This is a genomic window from Vibrio tasmaniensis, from assembly GCF_024347635.1.
GTDB classification, from domain to species: domain Bacteria; phylum Pseudomonadota; class Gammaproteobacteria; order Enterobacterales; family Vibrionaceae; genus Vibrio; species Vibrio tasmaniensis.
Genome location: NZ_AP025510.1, coordinates 2,728,804 through 2,749,623 on the forward strand (window position 1 = coordinate 2,728,804; position 20,820 = coordinate 2,749,623).

General features: G+C 45.6%; 15 protein-coding genes and 1 other RNA gene. All 16 read right to left on the bottom strand.

Annotation, left to right across the window (positions count from 1 at the left end; all coding sequences use genetic code 11):
• Positions 1 to 350 precede the first annotated feature (350 nt).
• Positions 351 to 3,077 (bottom strand): preprotein translocase subunit SecA, encoded by a 2,727-nt coding sequence (secA, locus tag OCV44_RS12175; RefSeq protein ID WP_139683834.1) that lies wholly within the window; start codon positions 3,075 to 3,077, stop codon positions 351 to 353.
• Positions 3,078 to 3,465: 388 nt separating this feature from the next.
• Positions 3,466 to 4,383 carry a UDP-3-O-acyl-N-acetylglucosamine deacetylase gene (gene lpxC, locus OCV44_RS12180; RefSeq protein WP_009848388.1) on the bottom strand — a complete coding sequence of 306 codons (918 nt, stop codon included), beginning with the start codon at positions 4,381 to 4,383 and terminating at the stop codon, positions 3,466 to 3,468.
• A gap of 96 nt (positions 4,384 to 4,479) precedes the next feature.
• On the bottom strand, positions 4,480 to 5,709 hold the full coding sequence (gene ftsZ / locus OCV44_RS12185; RefSeq protein ID WP_012603216.1) for a cell division protein FtsZ: 1,230 nt from the start codon (positions 5,707 to 5,709) through the stop codon (positions 4,480 to 4,482).
• Between the two features lie 31 nt (positions 5,710 to 5,740).
• Positions 5,741 to 7,009, bottom strand: a complete 1,269-nt coding sequence (gene ftsA, locus OCV44_RS12190) for a cell division protein FtsA (RefSeq protein ID WP_139683833.1) — start codon at positions 7,007 to 7,009, stop codon at positions 5,741 to 5,743.
• Positions 7,002 to 7,781 (bottom strand): cell division protein FtsQ/DivIB, encoded by a 780-nt coding sequence (locus OCV44_RS12195; protein WP_065680328.1) that lies wholly within the window; start codon positions 7,779 to 7,781, stop codon positions 7,002 to 7,004. The genes ftsA and OCV44_RS12195 overlap by 8 nt, the downstream gene beginning before the upstream one ends.
• A gap of 191 nt (positions 7,782 to 7,972) precedes the next feature.
• On the bottom strand, positions 7,973 to 9,433 hold the full coding sequence (gene murC, locus OCV44_RS12200; protein ID WP_139683832.1) for a UDP-N-acetylmuramate--L-alanine ligase: 1,461 nt from the start codon (positions 9,431 to 9,433) through the stop codon (positions 7,973 to 7,975).
• A gap of 13 nt (positions 9,434 to 9,446) precedes the next feature.
• The gene (gene murG / locus OCV44_RS12205) at positions 9,447 to 10,508 is read right to left on the bottom strand and encodes an undecaprenyldiphospho-muramoylpentapeptide beta-N-acetylglucosaminyltransferase (RefSeq protein ID WP_065680330.1); all 1,062 of its coding nucleotides are present in this window, start codon (positions 10,506 to 10,508) and stop codon (positions 9,447 to 9,449) included.
• 45 nt (positions 10,509 to 10,553) lie between these two features.
• Entirely contained in the window at positions 10,554 to 11,717 is a 1,164-nt protein-coding gene (gene ftsW / locus OCV44_RS12210) for a cell division protein FtsW (protein WP_139683831.1), read from the bottom strand.
• A gap of 22 nt (positions 11,718 to 11,739) precedes the next feature.
• Positions 11,740 to 13,056: a UDP-N-acetylmuramoyl-L-alanine--D-glutamate ligase gene (murD, locus tag OCV44_RS12215; protein ID WP_139683830.1), complete on the bottom strand. Its 1,317-nt coding sequence runs from the start codon at positions 13,054 to 13,056 to the stop codon at positions 11,740 to 11,742.
• A 58-nt stretch (positions 13,057 to 13,114) separates the two neighbouring features.
• Positions 13,115 to 14,197 carry a phospho-N-acetylmuramoyl-pentapeptide-transferase gene (mraY, locus tag OCV44_RS12220; protein ID WP_004735991.1) on the bottom strand — a complete coding sequence of 361 codons (1,083 nt, stop codon included), beginning with the start codon at positions 14,195 to 14,197 and terminating at the stop codon, positions 13,115 to 13,117.
• Positions 14,194 to 15,567 (bottom strand): UDP-N-acetylmuramoyl-tripeptide--D-alanyl-D-alanine ligase, encoded by a 1,374-nt coding sequence (locus OCV44_RS12225; protein WP_139683829.1) that lies wholly within the window; start codon positions 15,565 to 15,567, stop codon positions 14,194 to 14,196. Before OCV44_RS12225 ends, mraY begins: the two co-directional genes overlap by 4 nt.
• The gene (gene murE, locus OCV44_RS12230) at positions 15,567 to 17,051 is read right to left on the bottom strand and encodes a UDP-N-acetylmuramoyl-L-alanyl-D-glutamate--2,6-diaminopimelate ligase (protein WP_139683828.1); all 1,485 of its coding nucleotides are present in this window, start codon (positions 17,049 to 17,051) and stop codon (positions 15,567 to 15,569) included. Before murE ends, OCV44_RS12225 begins: the two co-directional genes overlap by 1 nt.
• Positions 17,052 to 17,069: 18 nt before the next feature.
• Positions 17,070 to 18,827, bottom strand: coding sequence for a penicillin-binding transpeptidase domain-containing protein (locus tag OCV44_RS12235; RefSeq protein WP_139683827.1), 1,758 nt, complete (start codon positions 18,825 to 18,827; stop codon positions 17,070 to 17,072).
• Positions 18,824 to 19,141 (bottom strand): cell division protein FtsL, encoded by a 318-nt coding sequence (gene ftsL / locus OCV44_RS12240; RefSeq protein WP_009848950.1) that lies wholly within the window; start codon positions 19,139 to 19,141, stop codon positions 18,824 to 18,826. The genes OCV44_RS12235 and ftsL overlap by 4 nt, the downstream gene beginning before the upstream one ends.
• Positions 19,142 to 19,144: 3 nt before the next feature.
• Positions 19,145 to 20,095, bottom strand: coding sequence for a 16S rRNA (cytosine(1402)-N(4))-methyltransferase RsmH (gene rsmH, locus OCV44_RS12245; protein WP_009848949.1), 951 nt, complete (start codon positions 20,093 to 20,095; stop codon positions 19,145 to 19,147).
• 228 nt (positions 20,096 to 20,323) lie between these two features.
• Positions 20,324 to 20,763, bottom strand: an RNA gene (gene rnpB / locus OCV44_RS12250) — RNase P RNA component class A.
• Positions 20,764 to 20,820 lie beyond the last annotated feature (57 nt).

Below are 20,820 nucleotides of genomic sequence, written 5' to 3' on the forward strand. Positions count from 1 at the left end.
GTTCCTTAATAAAACGCTTCGCTCAAGCAGCCCCTGAATACGTCATCCTCAAGAAGGAGTAACGACTGAGGTGGGAAGCTAATACAACAACCTTAAGCCAAACTATCAAACAAGATTCCCTACTGCGCTCGTTCCTCGCTATAGGGATTGACGACTTACCTTTCGACAAAAAGATAAGTCATGAAATTTACATACAAAAAAAGCCGCCTAAGCGACTCTTTTTAATAGCAGTAAGTTTTTATGAAGCTAAGTTGTAACGCGTTAAGTGCAAGGAGGAGGCACGGAGCTTACGTTAGTAAGTGAGTACCTCCGACACTGCAATTATCCGTTACAGCGAAGATTCACCAAACTTAGTCAATTTTACCGTGACACTGTTTGTACTTCTTACCACTTCCACATGGGCATGGTTCGTTACGACCCACTTTACGCTCATCACGTACTACCGTTTGTGGAGATGCAGCATCAGCTTCATCGTCACCTAACTGGTTTTCAGCCGTTGCATGTTGTGCTTGTGCACGACGTGCCGCTGCTTCAGCTTGAGCTTGACGTTGAGCTTCCATCTTTTCAACTTCTTCTTGTTGCTGAACGCGAACTTTAGAAAGAATGGTAACAACGTCTGTTTTAAGTACATCTAACAGGCCTTCAAACAGTTCAAACGACTCGCGCTTGTACTCTTGTTTCGGGTTCTTCTGAGCATAACCACGTAAGTGGATACCTTGACGAAGGTGATCCATCGCAGCCAAGTGCTCTTTCCAAAGGCCGTCTAGCGTTTGTAGCATCACAGACTTTTCGAAGTTACGCAGTACTTGAGCACCAACCACTTCTTCTTTCTGTTTGTACGAATCTACCGCCATAGCAAGAATGCGCTCACGCAATGCTTCTTCATACAGCTTGTCGTCTTCGTCTAACCAACCTTGAATATCAAAGTCTAGGTCGAAGTCATTCTTCAGACGATCTTGCAGACCCGCGATATCCCACATGTCTTCAAGAGATTGAGGAGCGATGTATTCATCAATGACTGACGCCAGTACATCTTCACGGTTGTGTTCGATCATCTCGCTGATGTCATCTGAGCTCATCAGTTCATCACGTAGCTCATAAACAACCTTACGTTGGTCATTGGCTACATCATCGTACTCAAGAAGCTGCTTACGGATGTCGAAGTTACGACCTTCCACTTTACGCTGTGCTTTTTCAATTGAACGAGACAGCATCTTAGATTCAATCGCTTCGCCTTCGTCCATACCACTTTGGATAAGACCAGCCATACGATCAGACGTAAAGATACGTAGCAGAGAGTCTTCCATTGATAGGTAGAAACGAGAAGAACCTGCATCACCTTGACGACCAGAACGACCACGTAGCTGGTTATCGATACGGCGAGATTCATGACGCTCAGTACCAATGATGTGCAGACCACCAGACTCAAGAACTGTATCGTGGATAACTCTCCAATCAGCTTTGATCTTATCGATCTGCTCTTTCGTTGGATTATCTAGTTTCTCAATTTGTGCCTGCCAGCTACCACCTAGCACGATATCGGTACCACGACCTGCCATGTTAGTTGCGATAGTTACCGCACCCGGCATACCAGCTTGCGCAACGATCTCAGCTTCCATCTCGTGGAACTTAGCATTTAGTACGTTGTGCTTAATTTTTGCTTTTTTCAATGCGTTAGACAGCAATTCAGATTTCTCGATAGAAACCGTACCAACCAGTGATGGCTGACCAGCCGCTACACGGTCTTTAATGTCTTCGATGATCGCATTGAACTTATCTTCTTCGGTACGATAAACCACGTCAGGCATATCGTTACGAACCATAGGCTTGTTGGTTGGGATAACCACTGTTTCTAGGCCGTAGATAGACTGGAATTCGAACGCTTCAGTATCGGCAGTACCTGTCATACCTGACAGTTTTTCGTACAGTCGGAAGAAGTTCTGGAATGTAATCGATGCTAGCGTTTGGTTTTCATTTTGAATCTTCACACCTTCTTTAGCTTCAACAGCTTGGTGTAAACCTTCAGACCAACGACGACCTGGCATAGTTCGACCAGTATGTTCATCAACGATAACCACTTCGCCTTCTTCAGTAACGATGTAGTCGACGTTTTTCTCAAACAATACGTGTGCACGAAGCGCAGCATTCACATGGTGCAATAGGCTGATATTGGTTGGAGAGTAAAGTGTGTCACCCTCTTCCATCAAGCCGTTTTTGACCATTAGTTCTTCTACAAATTCTTGACCGTTTTCAGTCAGGTGAACCTGTTTTGATTTTTCGTCCATGGTGTAGTGACCTTCACCACGGTACTCTTCTGAATCTTCTTTATCTTGACGCTCTAGAGAAGGAATTAGAGTGTTAATGCGCGTATAAAGGTCAGAACTATCTTCAGCTGGGCCAGAGATAATTAACGGAGTACGAGCTTCATCAATTAAGATTGAGTCAACCTCATCGACTACAGCGAAGAAGCGCTCACGTTGAACACGATCTTCGGCACGGAAAGCCATGTTGTCACGCAGGTAATCAAAACCAAACTCGTTGTTTGTTCCGTATAGGATGTCCGCTTGGTACGCTTCTTTTTTCTCTGGCGGAGCCATGTTTGCCACATTCACGCCAACAGTCATGCCAAGGAATTCAAATAATGGACGGTTTGTTTCCGCATCACGCTTCGCTAGGTAATCGTTCACCGTTATTACGTGAACACCTTTGCTTGGTAGCGCGTTTAGATAAGCTGGTAGGGTTGCGGTAAGTGTCTTACCTTCACCAGTACGCATCTCTGCAATTTGGCCAGCATTAAGAACCATGCCACCAATCAATTGCACGTCAAAGTGACGCATGCCGTAAACACGCTTCGACGCTTCACGTACCGTAGCGAATGCTTCAGGTAGAAGTTGATCTAACGATTCACCTTTATCTAAGCGCTCACGAAATTCAACCGTTTTTGCTTTTAGCTCATCGTCTGAAAGAGCTTCAAACGTTGGTTCGAAGTTATTAATTTCTTTTACAATTTTTCTAAGGCGGCGCAGTGTTCTGTCATTGCGACTGCCAATTACCTTTGTCAGCAGCTTAGTAATCATGTGCTTGGAATCTCTTCGTTCTCAGATCGTCCGCGATCTATTTTAAATGCCGTCAGTCTCTACTAGCTATAAACTAGTCTTTAGTTACTAACCAAGGATACTGAGATAAATCTAGTATCTTTGATATTGTACTTGAGAGTAGAGTTTTCAAGGCTTCCGTTAAAATTAATGCCCTCTAGTGTAAGTAATTTTCACACTAACGACCATTTATAACCCCATTTGTTTGATGTGCTTGGTACTTTTCTTTCTAATTGTTGATGGATTAGCCAGACTGTCGCCAAATACTAGGCAACTTTTAAATGCTGACGACACTGTATCTGGAAAATAGATACAAAAAAACCAGGTCAATGACCTGGTTTTCAAAATCTTATATTGTCGTAAACAACAATTACGCTAGAACCATTCCTGGCTCAGCAAACGCAACAGGAGAGCCAACTTCTTCTTCGAACGTTGCCCATTCCCACGCTTCTGCATCAGCAAGTACTGCGCGTAGCAATTGATTATTTAGACCGTGACCTGATTTGTATGCACGGAACTCACCGATAATAGCGTGTCCACACATGTAAAGGTCACCAATCGCATCTAGCACCTTGTGCGTTACGAACTCATTTTCGAAACGTAGACCTTCTTCATTAAGAATTCGGTATTCGTCTAGTACGATTGCGCAATCAAAGCTACCACCCAAACACAAGTTTTGTGATTGCAGGTATTCAATATCACGCATGAAGCCGAAGGTACGAGCACGAGAAATTTCTTTCACAAAGCCTTGTGAAGAAAAATCAAACAACAGGTGCTGTTCATCAGATTCAATTGCTGGATGGTTGAACTCGATTTCGAAGTCCATACGGAAGCCGTTAAATGGAACAAACTCTGCCCACTTATCGCCATCTTCAAAACGGATTGGCTTTTTGATTCGAATAAAACGTTTCGCTGCATTCAGTGTTTCTACACCCGCTTGCTGTAGCAAGTATACGAATGGGCTTGCGCTGCCATCCATAATTGGGATCTCAGGTGCATCGACTTCAACAATAATGTTGTCGATACCCATACCCGCTAGAGCTGCGTTAAGGTGTTCCACTGTAGAGATACGTACGCCTTCGTCATTAACAAGAGCAGTACATAACATAGTGTCACGAACTGATGCTGGATCAGCTGGAAAATCTACAGGTGGATTTACATCTGTACGACGATAAACAATACCTGTGTTTGCAGCTGCCGGGCGAAGAGTAAGTGTGACTTTACGACCAGAGTGGAGACCCACACCAGTTGTTTTCACAATTTCTTTCAGAGTACGTTGTCTGATCATCTGCTTGCCTCGTTATCAGTGCTACAAATCACGGTCAGTATTTACCGACCGCGAATTTTACCATTAATTCGACGATAGTCAAACTTTGGGTATTTGTTAATCAGCCTGACGTCGTAAGAATGCTGGAATATCTAAGTATCCACTCTCTTTCTCAGCTTTAGGTGCTGCACTTTGGCTAGCGCCTGTACCTGAAGAAACAGGTGACGTTGTTGGCTGCGGCTTAACTTGAGGTTTTACCTCAGTTTTTTCTTGCAATGGTTGTGCCACTTTATCTTCCACTTTTGGTGCAGTTTGAGCCGCGACCTGTGGTTGAGGAGTTGGTGCAACCTTAGCTTTACCACCAGCAACTAATGTAATGTCTGGTTTTTTCTCTGTGCCGATACCTGTTGCTACAACAGTTACACGGATTTCATCCGTCATATCAGGGTCTAGAGAAGTACCAATCACAACTGTTGCGTTATCAGATGCGAATGCCTTAACTGTATTACCTACTGTTTCGAATTCATCTAAGCGCATATCTAGGCCAGCAGTGATGTTCACAAGAACGCCACGAGCACCCGCTAGATCGATGTCTTCTAGTAGTGGGCTAGAAATTGCCGTTTCAGCAGCTTCTTCAGCACGGTCTTCACCTTTTGCGATACCGCTACCCATCATTGCATGACCCATCTCAGACATTACGGTGCGAACATCCGCGAAATCGACGTTAATCATACCTGGGCGAGTAATTAGCTCAGCGATACCTTGTACAGCGTTTTTAAGTACATCATTTGCACTTGCGAAAGCTTCTAGCAGAGTGACACCGCGGCCAAGTACTTTAAGTAGCTTTTCATTTGGAATCGTAATTAAAGAATCCACATGCTTAGAAAGCTCTTCGATACCTTGCTCAGCAAACGCTAAACGCTTTTTGCCTTCGAAGCTAAATGGCTTAGTTACCACAGCAACCGTTAGCACACCCAACTCTTTCGCAACTTCAGCAATAACTGGAGCAGCACCTGTACCCGTACCACCGCCCATACCAGCTGCGATAAATACCATATCGGCGCCAGTTAGAACTTCTTTAATTCTTTCTCGATCTTCGAGAGCTGCATCACGGCCTACTTGTGGATTTGCACCCGCACCCAAACCTTTAGTGATATCACCACCAATTTGGATCACGCTGCTCACGCTTGTTTTACGAAGTGCTTGTGCATCAGTGTTAACACTGATGAATTCTACGCCTTCGATTGATTCACGTACCATGTGCTCAACAGCGTTACCGCCACCGCCACCAACTCCAACGACTTTAATTACTGCATCGTCAGACATTTCCATCATCGGTTCAAACATGTGTTATCTCCGTTTTTTCCTGCAACTCAGGTTAAAACTCTTTTTGTATCCAATTACGCAATTTACCAAATAAACCAGACATAGAAGGTGCTGAACGCTTAGGTTCACTGTAATCACCCTCATCACTGATCTGACAATCTCTTGCGTAATGAAGTAAACCAACCGCCGTAGAATGATACGGCTCTTTAACATAATCAGTTAAGCCACTAACTTCTAATGGCTTACCAACTCGAACTTGATTGCGGAAAACACGTTCCGCACACTCTACCAATCCGTCAATTTGTGCCGCTCCACCAGTGAGAACGACGCCAGCTGCAAGGTGGTGTTTAATACCTTCATCTCGTAGCTGTAATTGAACCGTATCAATAGTTTGGTTAACGAGCCCCATAAGTTCAGTGTAACGTGGTTCAATCACTTCCGACAAAGTTTGTCTTTGCAAACTTCTCGATGGACGACCACCTACACTAGGAACGTTAACAGAATCATCCTTGCTTACGAGCTCACTCAGAGCGCAACCGTGGTTTACTTTAATCTCTTCAGCATCGCTCACTGGCGTACCGAAAGCGAAAGCAATATCACTGGTTACAGCATTTCCTGCGTAGGAAAAGACTTCAGTATGTCGCAGTGCGCCGCCAGTCCAAATGGAAATATCCATCGTACCAGCACCAATATCAACAACACACACTCCAAGCTCTCTCTCGTCGTCAGTAATTACCGCATTACTTGAGGCAAGTCCTGAAAACACGATGTGCTCTACAGTGAGACCACATCGTTCAACAGCTTTAATAATGTTTCTCGCCATGTCGCTATGGCAAGAAATTAGGTGAACACTGACTTCCATTCGAACACCAGATAAACCAAGTGGGTTCTTAATCCCTTCTTGATAATCAATGGTAAATTCTTGTGGGATCACGTGCAGAATTCTCTGCTCATCACCTATTTTAATTGATTTCGCGGTATGGATCGCTCGATCCATATCGTCTTGAGACACTTCTTCATCAGAGATAGTGCCCATGCCTTTTTCAATTCGGCTTGCGATATGTTTGCCCGATAGCGAGATAAACACATTGCTGATTTGGCATTCCGCCATCAACTCTGCTTGATCAATAGCTCGCTGAACCGACTTAACTACCGACTCTAGGTCGTTTACACCACCTTTATCCATACCTCTGGATGGGCTTTGCCCAGAACCAATGATATTGATTTGACCATCAGGCAATATTTCACCAACCAGAGCTGATATGGTCGCAGTGCCTATATCAAGACCAACGATTATGTTGTCATCTGCGGTCTTAGTCATCTGTACTCTCTTCTAACTCTTGCTCTGGAAACCAGCCTACAGCGGCTCCCGTATCATACCTGAGGTCGATGTAGCTCACTTGATTCGCTTTACTACCTAATTCGTTGTAAAGCGAAATGAAGCGCTCAACACGCTCATCTAAAAAATCTTTACCTAATTCTAAACGGATACCATTGTCTAGAATGATTTGCCAAGCGCGGCGCTCATTGAGAACGAGCGAGGTAACGGTTAACCCTAGGCTGTTAATCAAAGGCGTTATCTGTCGCCACTTTTCAATCACTTGTTGGCTAGTGCCATCTGGACCGTAAAGTTTAACTCTATCACCCTTCAAAAGGCCAATATCACCATTAAACACCTGACCATCTTCATTCAACAGCATATTGCCATTCCAGATAGCTGCTGCATGATACTCAGTCAAAAATACTTTTATTGTGTCTGGCCACTGCTTACGAATCGAGACAACAGAAACCCAAGGCAACGCTTCTAAACTGTGTTGCAACACGCCAATATCTTGAGACATGAATGTTCCAATATGCTCTAGCTCGCTAAAGGCATGTTGAACATCACCGGCTGTTACATAAGTTAAGTCGCCTTGCAGTACTATTTTAGAGAGAGGCAATCGCTGATCGTCCCACATCCAAGTCAGTGTGGTATAGAAAAGAAATCCAATGAATAGCAATACCATGACAAAAAAAGACCCGCCTAAGGCGTGTTTCTTGAGCGACGGTAAACTGAATAGGTGGCGGTTTTCGCTAAAAGTACTTTCTACCAAAGCCCGCATTCCCTGTCGTTGGTTCGCAATTCTATTCCCTATCTTCGTAATAGAGGTAAAAGCACTTACTTTAACCTATGAATTATACTGAGCAAAATTAAACTATCAAACGTTGATAATAAGATTTTTGGTCAATTTTAGGTCAATCGCAAGAAGTGAGCGATTAACCACAGTCTGTAGACAGTATTCTGTTACGCGTTCTGCATCTTATTAATGTCTAACTGTAACGATTCCAACTGCTTCGCAACTCGACCAACATCGCCCGCCCCCTGTGTTAAAACAAGGTCACCGCCTTGAATTACGTTGGCTAGAGCCGATGGCAGCGTGTTGATGTCTGCAACAAAGATTGGATCTATTTTACCACGCCCACGAATAGTTCGACTGAGTGAACGTCCATCTGCCCCTGCAATTGGTTTCTCACCTGCAGAATATACATCTAATAGAATAAGAACATCAACCTGCTCAAGAACATTCGCAAAATCATCATATAAATCGCGAGTACGGCTATAACGGTGTGGCTGGAAGATCATCACAAGACGCTTATCAGTCCAACCACTTCGTGCAGCTTGTATAGTAACGTCCACTTCAGTTGGGTGATGACCGTAATCATCGACCAACATTGCCACACCTTTACCCGTTTCATATTCACCTAGGTGATCAAAACGACGTCCAGTGCCTTCCGTTCCCGCCATCGCTTTTAGAATCGCTTCATCGCTGATGTCATCTTCGGTTGCAACGGCAATCGCAGCTGAAGCATTCAATGCATTGTGACGACCCGGAATGTTCAACGTGATATCTAGGTTAGCTTTGCCTTCACGAACGACCGTGAACTTACCCTGTTGGCCTTCTTGTACGTAGTTCTCAATGCGTATATCTGCATCTTCAGAGAAACCGTAAGTAATCACTTGGCGGCTAACTTGAGGAATAAGCTCACGTACCACAGGATCATCAACACACATCACAGCCTGACCGTAGAATGGCAGGTTATGTAAGAAATCAATAAACGTCTGCTTCAGCGTTTCAAAATCACCGCCGTAGGTATCCATATGATCCGCTTCAATGTTAGTCACAATACTAACCATTGGTTGCAGATGTAAGAATGATGCATCACTTTCATCGGCTTCAGCGATCAGGATACGGCTTGAACCTAAACGTGCGTTAGTGCCTGCACTTTTCACCAGGCCACCATTTACGAAGGTTGGATCTAGGCCTGCTTCAGAATAAATCTGTGTCACTAGCGCTGTGGTGGTGGTTTTACCGTGCGTACCTGCCACAGCAATGCCATGACGAAAACGCATCAGCTCAGCCAGCATTTCTGCACGACGAACAATTGGTGTACGCGCTTCACGAGCAGCAATAATTTCTGGGTTTTCTTCGTTGATAGCGGTTGAAACCACCACAACACTTGCATCGGCAACGTTACTTGCTTGGTGGCCAACGTAAACAGTCGCCCCCTTGCTAACTAAGCGTTCTGTCACTGGATTTTGAGCAATATCAGAACCCGTAATCTGGTAGCCTTCATTGAGCAAGACTTCAGCAATCCCGCTCATTCCTGCGCCACCAATACCAATGAAGTGGATAGATTTAACACGGCGCATCTCTGGCACCATTGCACGGATTTGCGCTAAGTCTTGGGTATGTTCAATTGTCATCAATTCAATCTCATTATTTTGCTAAAGCTTTAATCGCTTCAGCGACAGTCACATCAGCATCAAGCTTGGCGGCTTGACGAGCTTTTGTTGCCATCATTTTTAATTCATTTCTATCAAGCTGCGCGATAGTGTTCGCGAGCTTATCAGCCGTCAGTTGAGGCTGTTCAATCATTAACGCTGCGCCACATTCGACTAAATGATCGGCATTCAACGCTTGTTGTCTGTCTTTGTGCATAAACGGAACGAAAATAGAACCGACACCAGCAGCAGACACTTCAGATACGGTTAATGCACCAGAGCGACACACTAATAGATCTGCCCACTCATAAGCTTGCGCCACATCATCAATAAATTCAGTCACTTGAACATTATCTACAGAATGTGATTTGTATTGTTCAATAACTTGCTGTTGATTGTTCTTACCCGCTTGATGCACCACAGTGAAGCCTTCACCAAGCTGCGCCATCGTTACTGGCAAGGTATCGTTCAGGATTTTTGCGCCCTGGCTACCGCCCATAACCAAGATGCGGATGTCACCATCGCGCTCAGCCATGCGTTGCTCGGGGTCAGCTAAGGCAACAACATCTTCGCGTACCGGGTTACCCACCACTTCTGCGGTAGGAAACGCACCAGTAAAAGCTTGGAAAACCTTTTTAGCAATCTTAGACAGCCATTGGTTGGTTAAACCTGCCACTGCATTTTGTTCATGTAGAACCACTGGAATACCAGATAACCAAGCCGCGATACCACCCGGGCCACTGACGTAACCACCCATGCCAAGCACCACATCAGGTTGCCATGCTTTAATATGTCGTCTGGCTTGAAGTATGGCATTAATAATCTGGAACGGCGCTTTAATTAGCTTGCTAATGCCTTGACCTCTCAGGCCTTTCACCTTAATGAAGTCGATCTCAATACCATGCTTTGGCACCAGATCCGCTTCCATTCTGTCCGCAGTTCCTAACCAGCGAATTTCCCAACCTTGTTGCTGAAGCTTTTTCGCCACCGCTAACCCAGGGAAAACGTGACCGCCAGTACCACCAGCCATCACTAAAAGTTTTTTGTTTTGTTTCATAACGTTAGATTCTTATTCTACTAATTCGTTTTGATTGTCGGCTTGTTATTTTTGTTGCACTCGGCATTCATGATCGATACGCAGCAGCATAGAAACCGCTACTGACATCACGATAAGGCTTGAGCCACCGTAACTGATCAGCGGTAAGGTTAGCCCTTTGGTCGGAACAATACCTGAAGCGGCACCTACATTAACAAGCGTCTGAAAAGCAAACCAAATACCAATGCCAAACGCCAGATAACCGCTGAACACTTGGTCGTTTTCGAAGGCTTTTTTGCCAATAAAAATAGCTTTAAAAACCAAACTAAAGATCAACATCAATACCAAAGTTACGCCAACAAAACCCAACTCTTCTGCCAGTACAGCAAAAACAAAATCGGTGTGCGCTTCAGGTAGGTACTCGAGTTTTTGAATTGAATTACCAAGCCCTTGTCCCATCCAATCACCACGACCGAACGCCATCAATGATTGAGTTAGCTGATAACCACTACCAAACGGGTCACTCCAAGGTTCCCAGAATGAGGTAACACGTCGAACACGATAAGGCTCAATAACAATCAATCCCACAACGGCAGCAATACCTGCCACCATTAAGGCTATAAATTGTGACAGCTTAGCACCTGCGATAAATAACATGCCAAACAAGGTAACCAACATTACGACAACGGTACCCAAATCGGGCTGGCCAAGTAGCAACACCGCAAAGGCACCGAACACCATGATCGGTTTACCAAAACCACCGAAGAAGGTTTTTCTCACTTCATCCTGTTTACGAACCAAATAGCCCGCCATAAAGATAAACAGAGATAACTTAGCGACTTCAGCAGGTTGTAAGTTAAACAGCCCGAGAGGAATCCAACGTGAGGCACCGTTAACCGACTTACCGACGGCTAACACCACCACTAGCAAAAAGAAGGATAAGCCCAATAGGTACATACTGTATTGAAACCAGCGTTTCATCGGGATTTGTAATATTACGCTGGATACACCTAACGCTAACACCAGGAAAATGGCGTGGCGGAACATGAAGTGAAACGGCTGATCGGTTAAACGAGCACTGATTGGGAACGAAGCCGACGTTACCATTACCAAGCCCGTCAGCATCAGTCCAAGAGCAATCCATACCAACTGACGATCGTAGAGCGCCTCTGGTGTGGCACGGTTAAGCCATTGCCAAATAGATTGATTAATCTCTTTCACTCTTTGCACTGAATGTTAGTCCTTCAACACGTTAGGCATACTCATGAGCAAGTTCAGTGAACGCATCACCTCTCGCCATGAAGTTATTAAATTGATCGAAGCTTGCACATGCAGGAGACAACATCACCATGTCACCCGACACCAATTGTGCAGAGATACTCTCGATAATGTCACGCATGGTATCAAACGTCTTAGCCGATGGATGTAATGGCATAAATTGCGCAGCATCTTCACCGAAGCAACACAGTTGTACGCGGTCTAGTTGCGTCAACACGGGGTTAAGCTCGCTAAAGTCAGCACCTTTGCCCACACCTCCGACTAAGAGATACAAAGTACCTTGGTATTCTAATCCCGACAGAGCCGCTAATGTACTGGCTACGTTGGTCGCTTTCGAGTCGTTAACCCATTTAATTTCGCGTTTGTCAGCCACTACTTGGCAACGATGCGTCAAACCATTGTAGGCTTTCAAAGCTTCAAGACTTTTGCTGTAATCGATACCGACTTGCTTAAGCAGTGCTAAAGAGACTAAAGCATTCGCCACATTATGACGTCCAACCAATGTTAAATCTTGGCTAGGAAGTACAGGCTTGCCGTTGTCTATTAGCCATTCGGTACCATCAATCGTCGCTACACCAAACTCTTGGTCATCAAGTCCAAATGTCACCAATGACATCGTTTGATCAGGATAAGTCTCTTTGTCTTCGCGGTTTACGATCGCACACTGAGCGTTATTAAAAATTCTCAATTTAGCGTCACGGTAATCGGCCATGCCTTGATAGCGATCCATATGATCTTCTGACAGGTTCAAAAAGGCCGCTGCTGCAAGGTTTAGACTGGACGTTGTCTCTAGCTGAAAGCTTGAAAGCTCAAGGACATATAAATCGGCATCAAGCTCAAGAAGATCCAAGGCAGGAATACCGATGTTGCCACCAACGCCAACGTTAAGACCAGCAGCTTTAGCAAGCACACCCGTTAGATCGGTCACCGTACTCTTGCCATTGGAGCCTGTTATTGCCACGACGGGTTTGTCTACCGCCCAACCAAAAAGTTCAATATCGCCAACAACCGGAATACCCGCTTGAATAACATCTTGTATTTCAGGGGTCGCTAAGGCGATACCTGGGTTAGCAACCACTAAATCAGCTTCCGCTAACCATTGGCTATTCCAACTTCCAGAATGCAGCTCTACCGATTCAGGCAAAGATTCTTTTCCTGGTGGTAGCTCTCGCGTATCAATTACCTTCACATCCGTATGAGGTTGATATTTTACGAGATGTTTAACGACAGAGAGCCCGGTAATACCGAGCCCCACAACCACTACATTTTGAATATTTTGCCAATGTTCCATTTAAACAAGATGCTCTTAATAGTTTTAAAGAGCCTCCCATTAAGAGGCTCAGATAGGATTAACGAACTTTCAGCGTTGCTAAGCCAACCAGTACTAATACCATTGAGATGATCCAAAAACGCACGATGACACGTGGCTCCGGCCAACCTTTCAGTTCATAGTGGTGGTGAATTGGTGCCATGCGGAAAATACGCTGACCGCGCAATTTGTAAGAGCCCACCTGCAGTATCACTGACAAGGTCTCCATTACAAACACACCGCCCATGATAACCAATACCAACTCTTGGCGAACTAACACAGCGATCACACCCAGAGCACCACCAAGCGCTAGCGAGCCAACATCGCCCATGAATACTTGTGCAGGATAAGTGTTGAACCATAGAAAACCAAGTCCAGCACCCACGATTGCAGTACATACTACAACCAATTCAGAAGTGTATGGGATGTATGGGATATGTAAGTATGCCGCGAAGTTAACGTTACCGGTCGCCCAAGCAATTACAGCAAAACCAGCCGCAACCATAACCGTTGGCATAATGGCCAAGCCGTCTAGGCCGTCTGTTAGGTTTACCGCGTTACTGGTTCCCACAATAACAAAGTAAGTTAGTACGATATACAGTAAACCAAGTTGTGGCATCACATCTTTAAAGAAAGGAACAACCAATTGAGTTGCTGCAGTATCGTGCCCGTGAGCATACAGAGCAAACGCCACGACTAACGCAATTGCTGATTGCCAGAAGTACTTCCAGCGAGCGATCAAACCATCGGTGTTCTTACGAACGACTTTACGGTAGTCATCAACAAAGCCAACCGCGCCATAACCAGCAAGTACAACTAATACCGCCCAAACATAAGGATTCGAGAGATCAGCCCACATCAATACCGTAATAATGATCGCAGCAAGGATCATCACACCGCCCATGGTTGGCGTGCCACGTTTGCTGAAATGAGATTCAGGGCCGTCATTACGAACAACTTGGCCAATTTGTAACATTTGCAGACGCTCAATTAAACGAGGTCCCATCCACAGCGACAGACATAAAGCCGTCAAAATACTCGCGATTGCACGAAACGATAGGTATTCGAACAAACGGAAAAAAGAAAGGTGTGGCTGTAGTAGCTCTGCAAGCCAAATTATCATGAAAAGTTCTCCTTTAAAGCAGCGGCTATTTTACTCATTCCTGCACTATTCGCGCCTTTTACCAATAAGGTATGTGACGCGTTTTCTGGCAAGCTTAAGTGCTGCTCTATGTGCGCGATCATCGCTTGATGCGTAGTAAAGTGGGTACCATTACAGACCTCACTAATCACCTTGGTATCATCACCGTAAGTAAGTACATGCTCAAAAGCGAATGGGGCAGCATATTCACCGACTTGACGGTGAAGTGCAAGGCTTTCATCGCCTAATTCAGCCATATTACCTAAAATTAACCAACGTTGACCTTTGAAGCTCGAGAGTAGCTTCGCTGCCGCCTTCATTGCTGGCACGCTGGCGTTGTAACTGTCATCTATCAGCTTAATATTCTGACTTAATTGTTGAACCTCAACTCGCCCTTTTACAGAGATCAGATTCGCTAAACCATTTTTCACCTCATCAAGCGTGGCGCCAAATTGGATGCTCAACGCCGCAGCTGCTAATGCATTCGCTACATTATGTTGACCGATGATACCAAGCTCAACAAACATGGATCCTTGAGGTGTTTGCATATCAAAGCACGCTTCACCTTGCTCATTGATGTGAATATTCTTGGCAAAGTAATCCGCCGAGTTGTCGCTTTCTGAAAATGTCAGCACTGTCTTATCGGCAAGTACTTCGTTCCAAAAATCACCACCGTTGCTTTCTAGATTAACAATAGCAGTATCACCAGCAGCAAGTCCTTGGAAGATTTCACCTTTAGCTTGCTTCACGCCATCAATAGACCCGAAACCTTCTAAGTGTGCCGCAGCTACGTTATTAACCAAAGCAACCTGTGGTTTGACTAGCTGCGTGGTGTAAGCGATCTCACCAATATGATTGGCGCCTAATTCGATCACAGCATAGTCGTCGCTAGATTCACTGCGTAACAAGGTTAGCGGTACACCAATATCATTATTGAAGTTACCCGCGGTAAACAGCACCTTGCCACGTTGTTGTAGAATACTTGCCACCATCTCTTTGACGGTCGTTTTGCCACAGCTTCCTGTGATAGCCATGGTTGGCACGTCACATTGTTTGTGGATCCAAGCACTTAACTGACCTAAAGCAAGTTTAGTGTCTTCAACAACCACCTGAGTAATATTTAGGTCAAGTTTCCGTTCGACTAATAACGCGCTCGCGTTTGCCTCAACGGCTTGATGGCAAAAGTCATGCGCATCAAAACGTTCGCCAACGAGAGCAACAAACAATGCGCCTTCTTCAACGGTGCGAGTATCGGTAGAAACCGCATTAATTACGGTATTGTTTGAGTTATCAGCCTCAATCAACTCACCGCTGACCGCTGAACAAATCTGCTCGAGTGATACATCAATCATTATGAAATACCTAAAAGTTGTAGCGCAGACTCTCGATCTGAGTAATGGATCGTTTCGTCTTTCAATACTTGGTAATCCTCATGGCCTTTACCAGCCAAAAGAATAATGTCATTACAGCCGGCCTGTTCTAGGGCAAACTTAACCGCTTGATAGCGATCGTGCTCGACGAATGCAGATTCTGGTTCGCTTAAGCCAGCTAGCATGTCTTTAACAATCAGTGCAGGATCTTCGCTGCGAGGGTTGTCATCTGAAATAATAATTTTGTCGGCGAACTGCTCTGCCGTTACCGCCATCATTGGGCGCTTACCTGTGTCACGATCACCACCACAGCCGAAGATAGCCCACAGCTTTCCAGAGCAGTGTACACGCAGTGCAGCCAATGCTTTTTCTAGCGCATCGGGCGTGTGCGCGTAATCGACAACGACTTTTGCTTTGTTCGGAGTTTGGAAAAGCTCCATACGGCCAATCACAGGTTGAAGTTGAGATGCGGTGTCGACCAAGGTTTGCTTGTCGATGCCCAATGAAAGCAAAGTCGCGAAAGCAACCAGTACGTTTGATGCGTTGAACTGACCAATCAATGGAACCGAAAGATCACCTTGCCCCCAGCGACCATCGAAAGAGAGCTTAATCCCAGTTTCTGCATAGGCGACATCAGATGCCCACACCGACTGTTGGTAATCAGACAACGGAAGCAATGAAACAGCTATTGCATTGGACAAATCTGCCATCCACGCTTTGCCGACTTCATCATCCACATTGATCACTGCATGTTTGCATTTGTGTTGAGTAAACAGGCTTTTCTTAGCCAATGCGTACTCTTCCATCGTGCCGTGGTAATCAAGGTGATCACGACTCAAGTTAGTGAACACACCAACCTCAAAATCCAACGCTTTTACTCGGCCTTGAACCAAACCATGAGAAGAGATTTCCATCGCGGTATAAACTGCACTTTCCTCAGCCAACTCGCTCAGTGTGCGTTGTATTTCAATCGCGCTACCTGTGGTATTAGCCGCTGTTTTTAGGTTATCTAAGAAGCCATTACCCGTGGTGCCCATTACCGCCGAACGCTGGCCGACCAAATCAAGCCACTGAACAATCAATTGGGTGATGGTGGTTTTGCCATTGGTGCCGGTAACACCAATCAACTTAGTCGCTTGAGAAGAATAAACTCGGCCAGCCAGTTCGGAGAGAATTGAATTTAGCTCAGATACATAAACAACAGGAACTGCATTTAACCACTCAACCAAGCCATGAGCTTTGTCATCACTCGCTTGTGCAATGACAGCTTTCGCACCTTGAGCGACGGCTTTGTCGATAAAGCGACGACCATCAATGGCATGTCCAACAATGGCAACAAAAATATCGCCTTCCTTGATGGTACGGCTATCCAACTCCAATTGCTCAACAGCAATCGCATCTAGCTCAAGTGAACTAAAGTCCCCCCAAGGAGAAAGTAAAGATGACAGCGTGAGGCTATTACTCATATTGAATCCTGATTGGCTCTATTCTTGAAACTTGTTTTCATCAGCAGGGACATTGAGTATTTGCAGTGCCCCCTTCATGATTTCAGAAAAAACGGGGGCAGCAACTGAACCGCCATAATAAAGGTCACCTTGCGGCTCATTGACTACGACAACCAGAGCTACTCTTGGATCGCTGACTGGAGCAAAACCCGACGTTATAGCAATATACTCATCACTATAGCCACCCGCAGCGGCTTTCCGAGATGTACCCGTTTTTGCCGCAACTCGATAACCCGGAACAGCGGCTCTGGTTGCAGTTCCGCCCTTTTGAGTCACGCCTTCTAACATTTGCAATACCATCTCTGCATTTTCACGTTTGATGATCTGCTTTGAGAAGTCTTGGTCGTTGCTTTTAATGATATGAATCGGTTCATACATGCCTTTGTTGGCTAACGTTGCATAAGCATGAGCCAACTGAAGCGGGGTCACAGATAAGCCATAACCAAACGATAGCGTCGCGATTTCGAACTTAGACCAACGGCGACGGTTAGGGAAAATACCACTCGTTTCACCCACGAGATTTAGCCCAGACATTTCTCCTAAACCAACCGAACTGTACATACCAAGTAACGCTTCAAGTGGCATATCAAGCGCTAATTTCGCCACGCCGATGTTACTTGATTTTTTAAGGATCAAGGCTAAATCAGCCTTGCCCACTTTAGAGGTATCACGTACTCGGCTACCTCCAATTTGCATGATGCCATTACCTGTATCAATAATAGATTTCGCATCAGCTGTACCATTTTCTAATGCGGCGAGCACCACAAAAGGTTTCACTGTTGAGCCGGGCTCCATAGCATCGGTCAGCACGCGGTTTCGCATTTTAAAGCTTTGTAAATCAGAGCGGTTGTTCGGGTTGTAAGACGGTGCATTGACCATGGCTAACACAGCGCCCGTTTTCACATCGAGTAATACTGCAGAGCCTGAGGTCGCTTTATGATCGGCCACCGCTTGCTTAATCGCTCGATAGGCTATCGCCTGCAGTCGTTGATCGATGGTGAGTTCTAGTGGTTTGCCTTCTTCGCGTTCTTCTAACGCAATGTTTTCGACAACGCGTCCGTAGCGGTCTTTACGAATAGTTCGCTTGCCTGCTTCGCCCGTAAGCCATTTATCGTAACTGCGTTCAACCCCTTCTAGGCCGTGCCCATCAATTCCGGTCACACCGATAAGGTGTGCACTGACTTCACCTGCAGGGTAGTAACGTCGAGATTCCGCTTTCAGGCCCACACCCACCAGCTTAAGTTCACGGATATACTTAGCCATCGCAGGGCTAACTTGTCTTTGTAGATAAATAAATCGACGGGATTTATTGCTATAGATCTTATCGATCATCGATTGTCGCTGTAGGCCAAGTACATCGGCTAACGCATACCAACGATCAATCTGGGCCATGCCATTTTTATCGAAAATCGTTTTTGGGTCGGCCCATACTGCTTCAACGGGAACACTCACAGCAAGCGGCTCGCCATTGCGGTCAGAGATAATACCGCGAGCAGAAGGAATAGCCTTAACACGCACTGAGCGAAGATCGCCCTGACGAATTAAGTTATCGGGTTCAATGATTTGGATGTAAGCCACACGGCCAACGAGTGCAGCAAAGGCTAGAAACACGAAAGCAATAACAACGTTGAAACGCCATTTAATAAGAATTGGATCCGAATCCTTTTCGCTCTTCACTCGCTCTTTCGTTGATTCATTAACGGTTTTTGCGGGTGTTTTTTCCTTTTTACCGGTCATTTCAGTGTGATCACAACTTCTTTGTCGGAGTCTGGACGTTTCATGTCTAGCTCTCTTTTTGCCGATGCTTGAACGCGGCTGTGTTCTGCTAGCGCCGTCTCTTCAAGCATTAAATTTCGCCACTCATCATCAAGTTGTTCCCGCTCCACCAATGCCATGTCTTTTTGCGTAATCGCCTGACGTGATACATGTGTCGTAAGAACGACCCCCATCGCACTCGCAAAGATGCAGATAAGAAGCCCCAGTGGGACTTTACCCACGGAGATCAAATCAAAAAAGATTATCTTGGCTAAGTTGGGTTTGGAGGTCTTCATTGACTATAGCTTTTCTGCGATTCGTAGTACTGAACTACGCGAACGAGTATTCTCATCCACTTCATCTTTAGAAGGCTTGATTGCTTTACCAATTGGTTTCAGATCGGCACTGCCTAGCGCTTTGATCTGCTCTTCTGTTAGTGGCAGGCCATGTGGTACTTGTGGACCTTGGCTCTCTTTACGGATAAAGCGCTTCACCATACGGTCTTCAAGCGAGTGGAAACTGATAACAGAGATACGACCTTGAGGAGCTAGAATGCTTGCCGCGCCTTTCAGTGCTGTATCGATCTCTTCTAGTTCACTGTTAATGTAGATACGGAATGCTTGGAAAGCACGTGTTGCTGGGTGTTTTTTCTCTTTGAAGCTTTTTGGAGCGACATCAGAGATAAGCTTAGCCAACTGGCCAGTGCGCGTTAGCGGTTCGTTCTCTTCATTCTCTTGATAAGCAATGATGCCTTTCGCGATACGACGAGCGTGTTTGTCTTCACCGAACTCACGAATAACCCATGTGATGTCATCAAGATCCGCTTCAACTAACCACTGAGAAACAGGAATCCCCGTTGTTGGGTCCATACGCATATCAAGCGGGCCATCTTTCATGAAGCTAAAGCCACGCTCAGCGTCATCCAACTGTGGTGAAGAAACACCTAGATCCAGTAAAACACCATCCACTTGACCGACTAAGTCATAACGCTCTGCATATTCAGCCATACCTGAGAACGGGCCATGAATAATCGTAAAACGAGGGTCATCAATCTTCTGAGCTTCTGCAATCGCTTGTGGATCGCGGTCGATACTAAAGAGTCTTCCATTCTCGCCCAGTTTAGACAGGATTGTACGGCTGTGACCACCACGGCCAAAAGTACCATCGATGTAGGTACCGTCAGGTTTGATCGCAAGTCCGTCAATAGATTCGTTAAGCAATACTGAAATATGTTTGAATGCTTCTGTCATAGTCTTCTCAGTGAATGGATTGAGCCATTAGTTCGGCAATAATTTGTTCTATTAGCGTTTTAGTTTACTGATTTCACGCCGTATCTCCACCATATTGTGTATAGGCTATGGGAATTTTTGACCTAAGCTCATATCAAGAGGATGGATTGTAAGGAAATCTAAATAATTAACGTCAATATAAAGCAAAAAACCCATCACTACCGTTAAGTAATGATGGGTTCTTTATATAGGTGGAGTTGACACATACGCCGGGTTCTGTTCCGCTTGCGCGGCGGTAACCATTCGTCTAGGCCTGCAATCGCTCACAGGCTCAAGCAATCTACCCGCCCCCATACGCGAGCAGCGCAATGCGAGGGCCTATTTGATCTTGCTCCGGGTGGAGTTTACCTTGCTACGAACTGTTGCCAGTCGCACGGTGCGCTCTTACCGCACCCTTTCAGCCTTACCTGTGCCTCTTCCGAAGAAATGAGGCCATCGGCGGTCTTCTCTCTGTTGCACTTGTCGTGGGCTCGCGCCCCCCAGACGTTATCTGGCACCCTGCTCTATGGAGCCCGGACGTTCCTCCCCTCTACCAGTCTCCCGAAGGACTTCAACGTCAGTTTCCCGAAGGACCTCAACGTCAGTCTCCCGAAGGACATCAGCAAAGCAGCGATTACCCGTTCAACTCCGAGGGCGGATTGTATAGAGATTAGTGTGCAGTGTCTAGCGAGATCACAAATATGCTG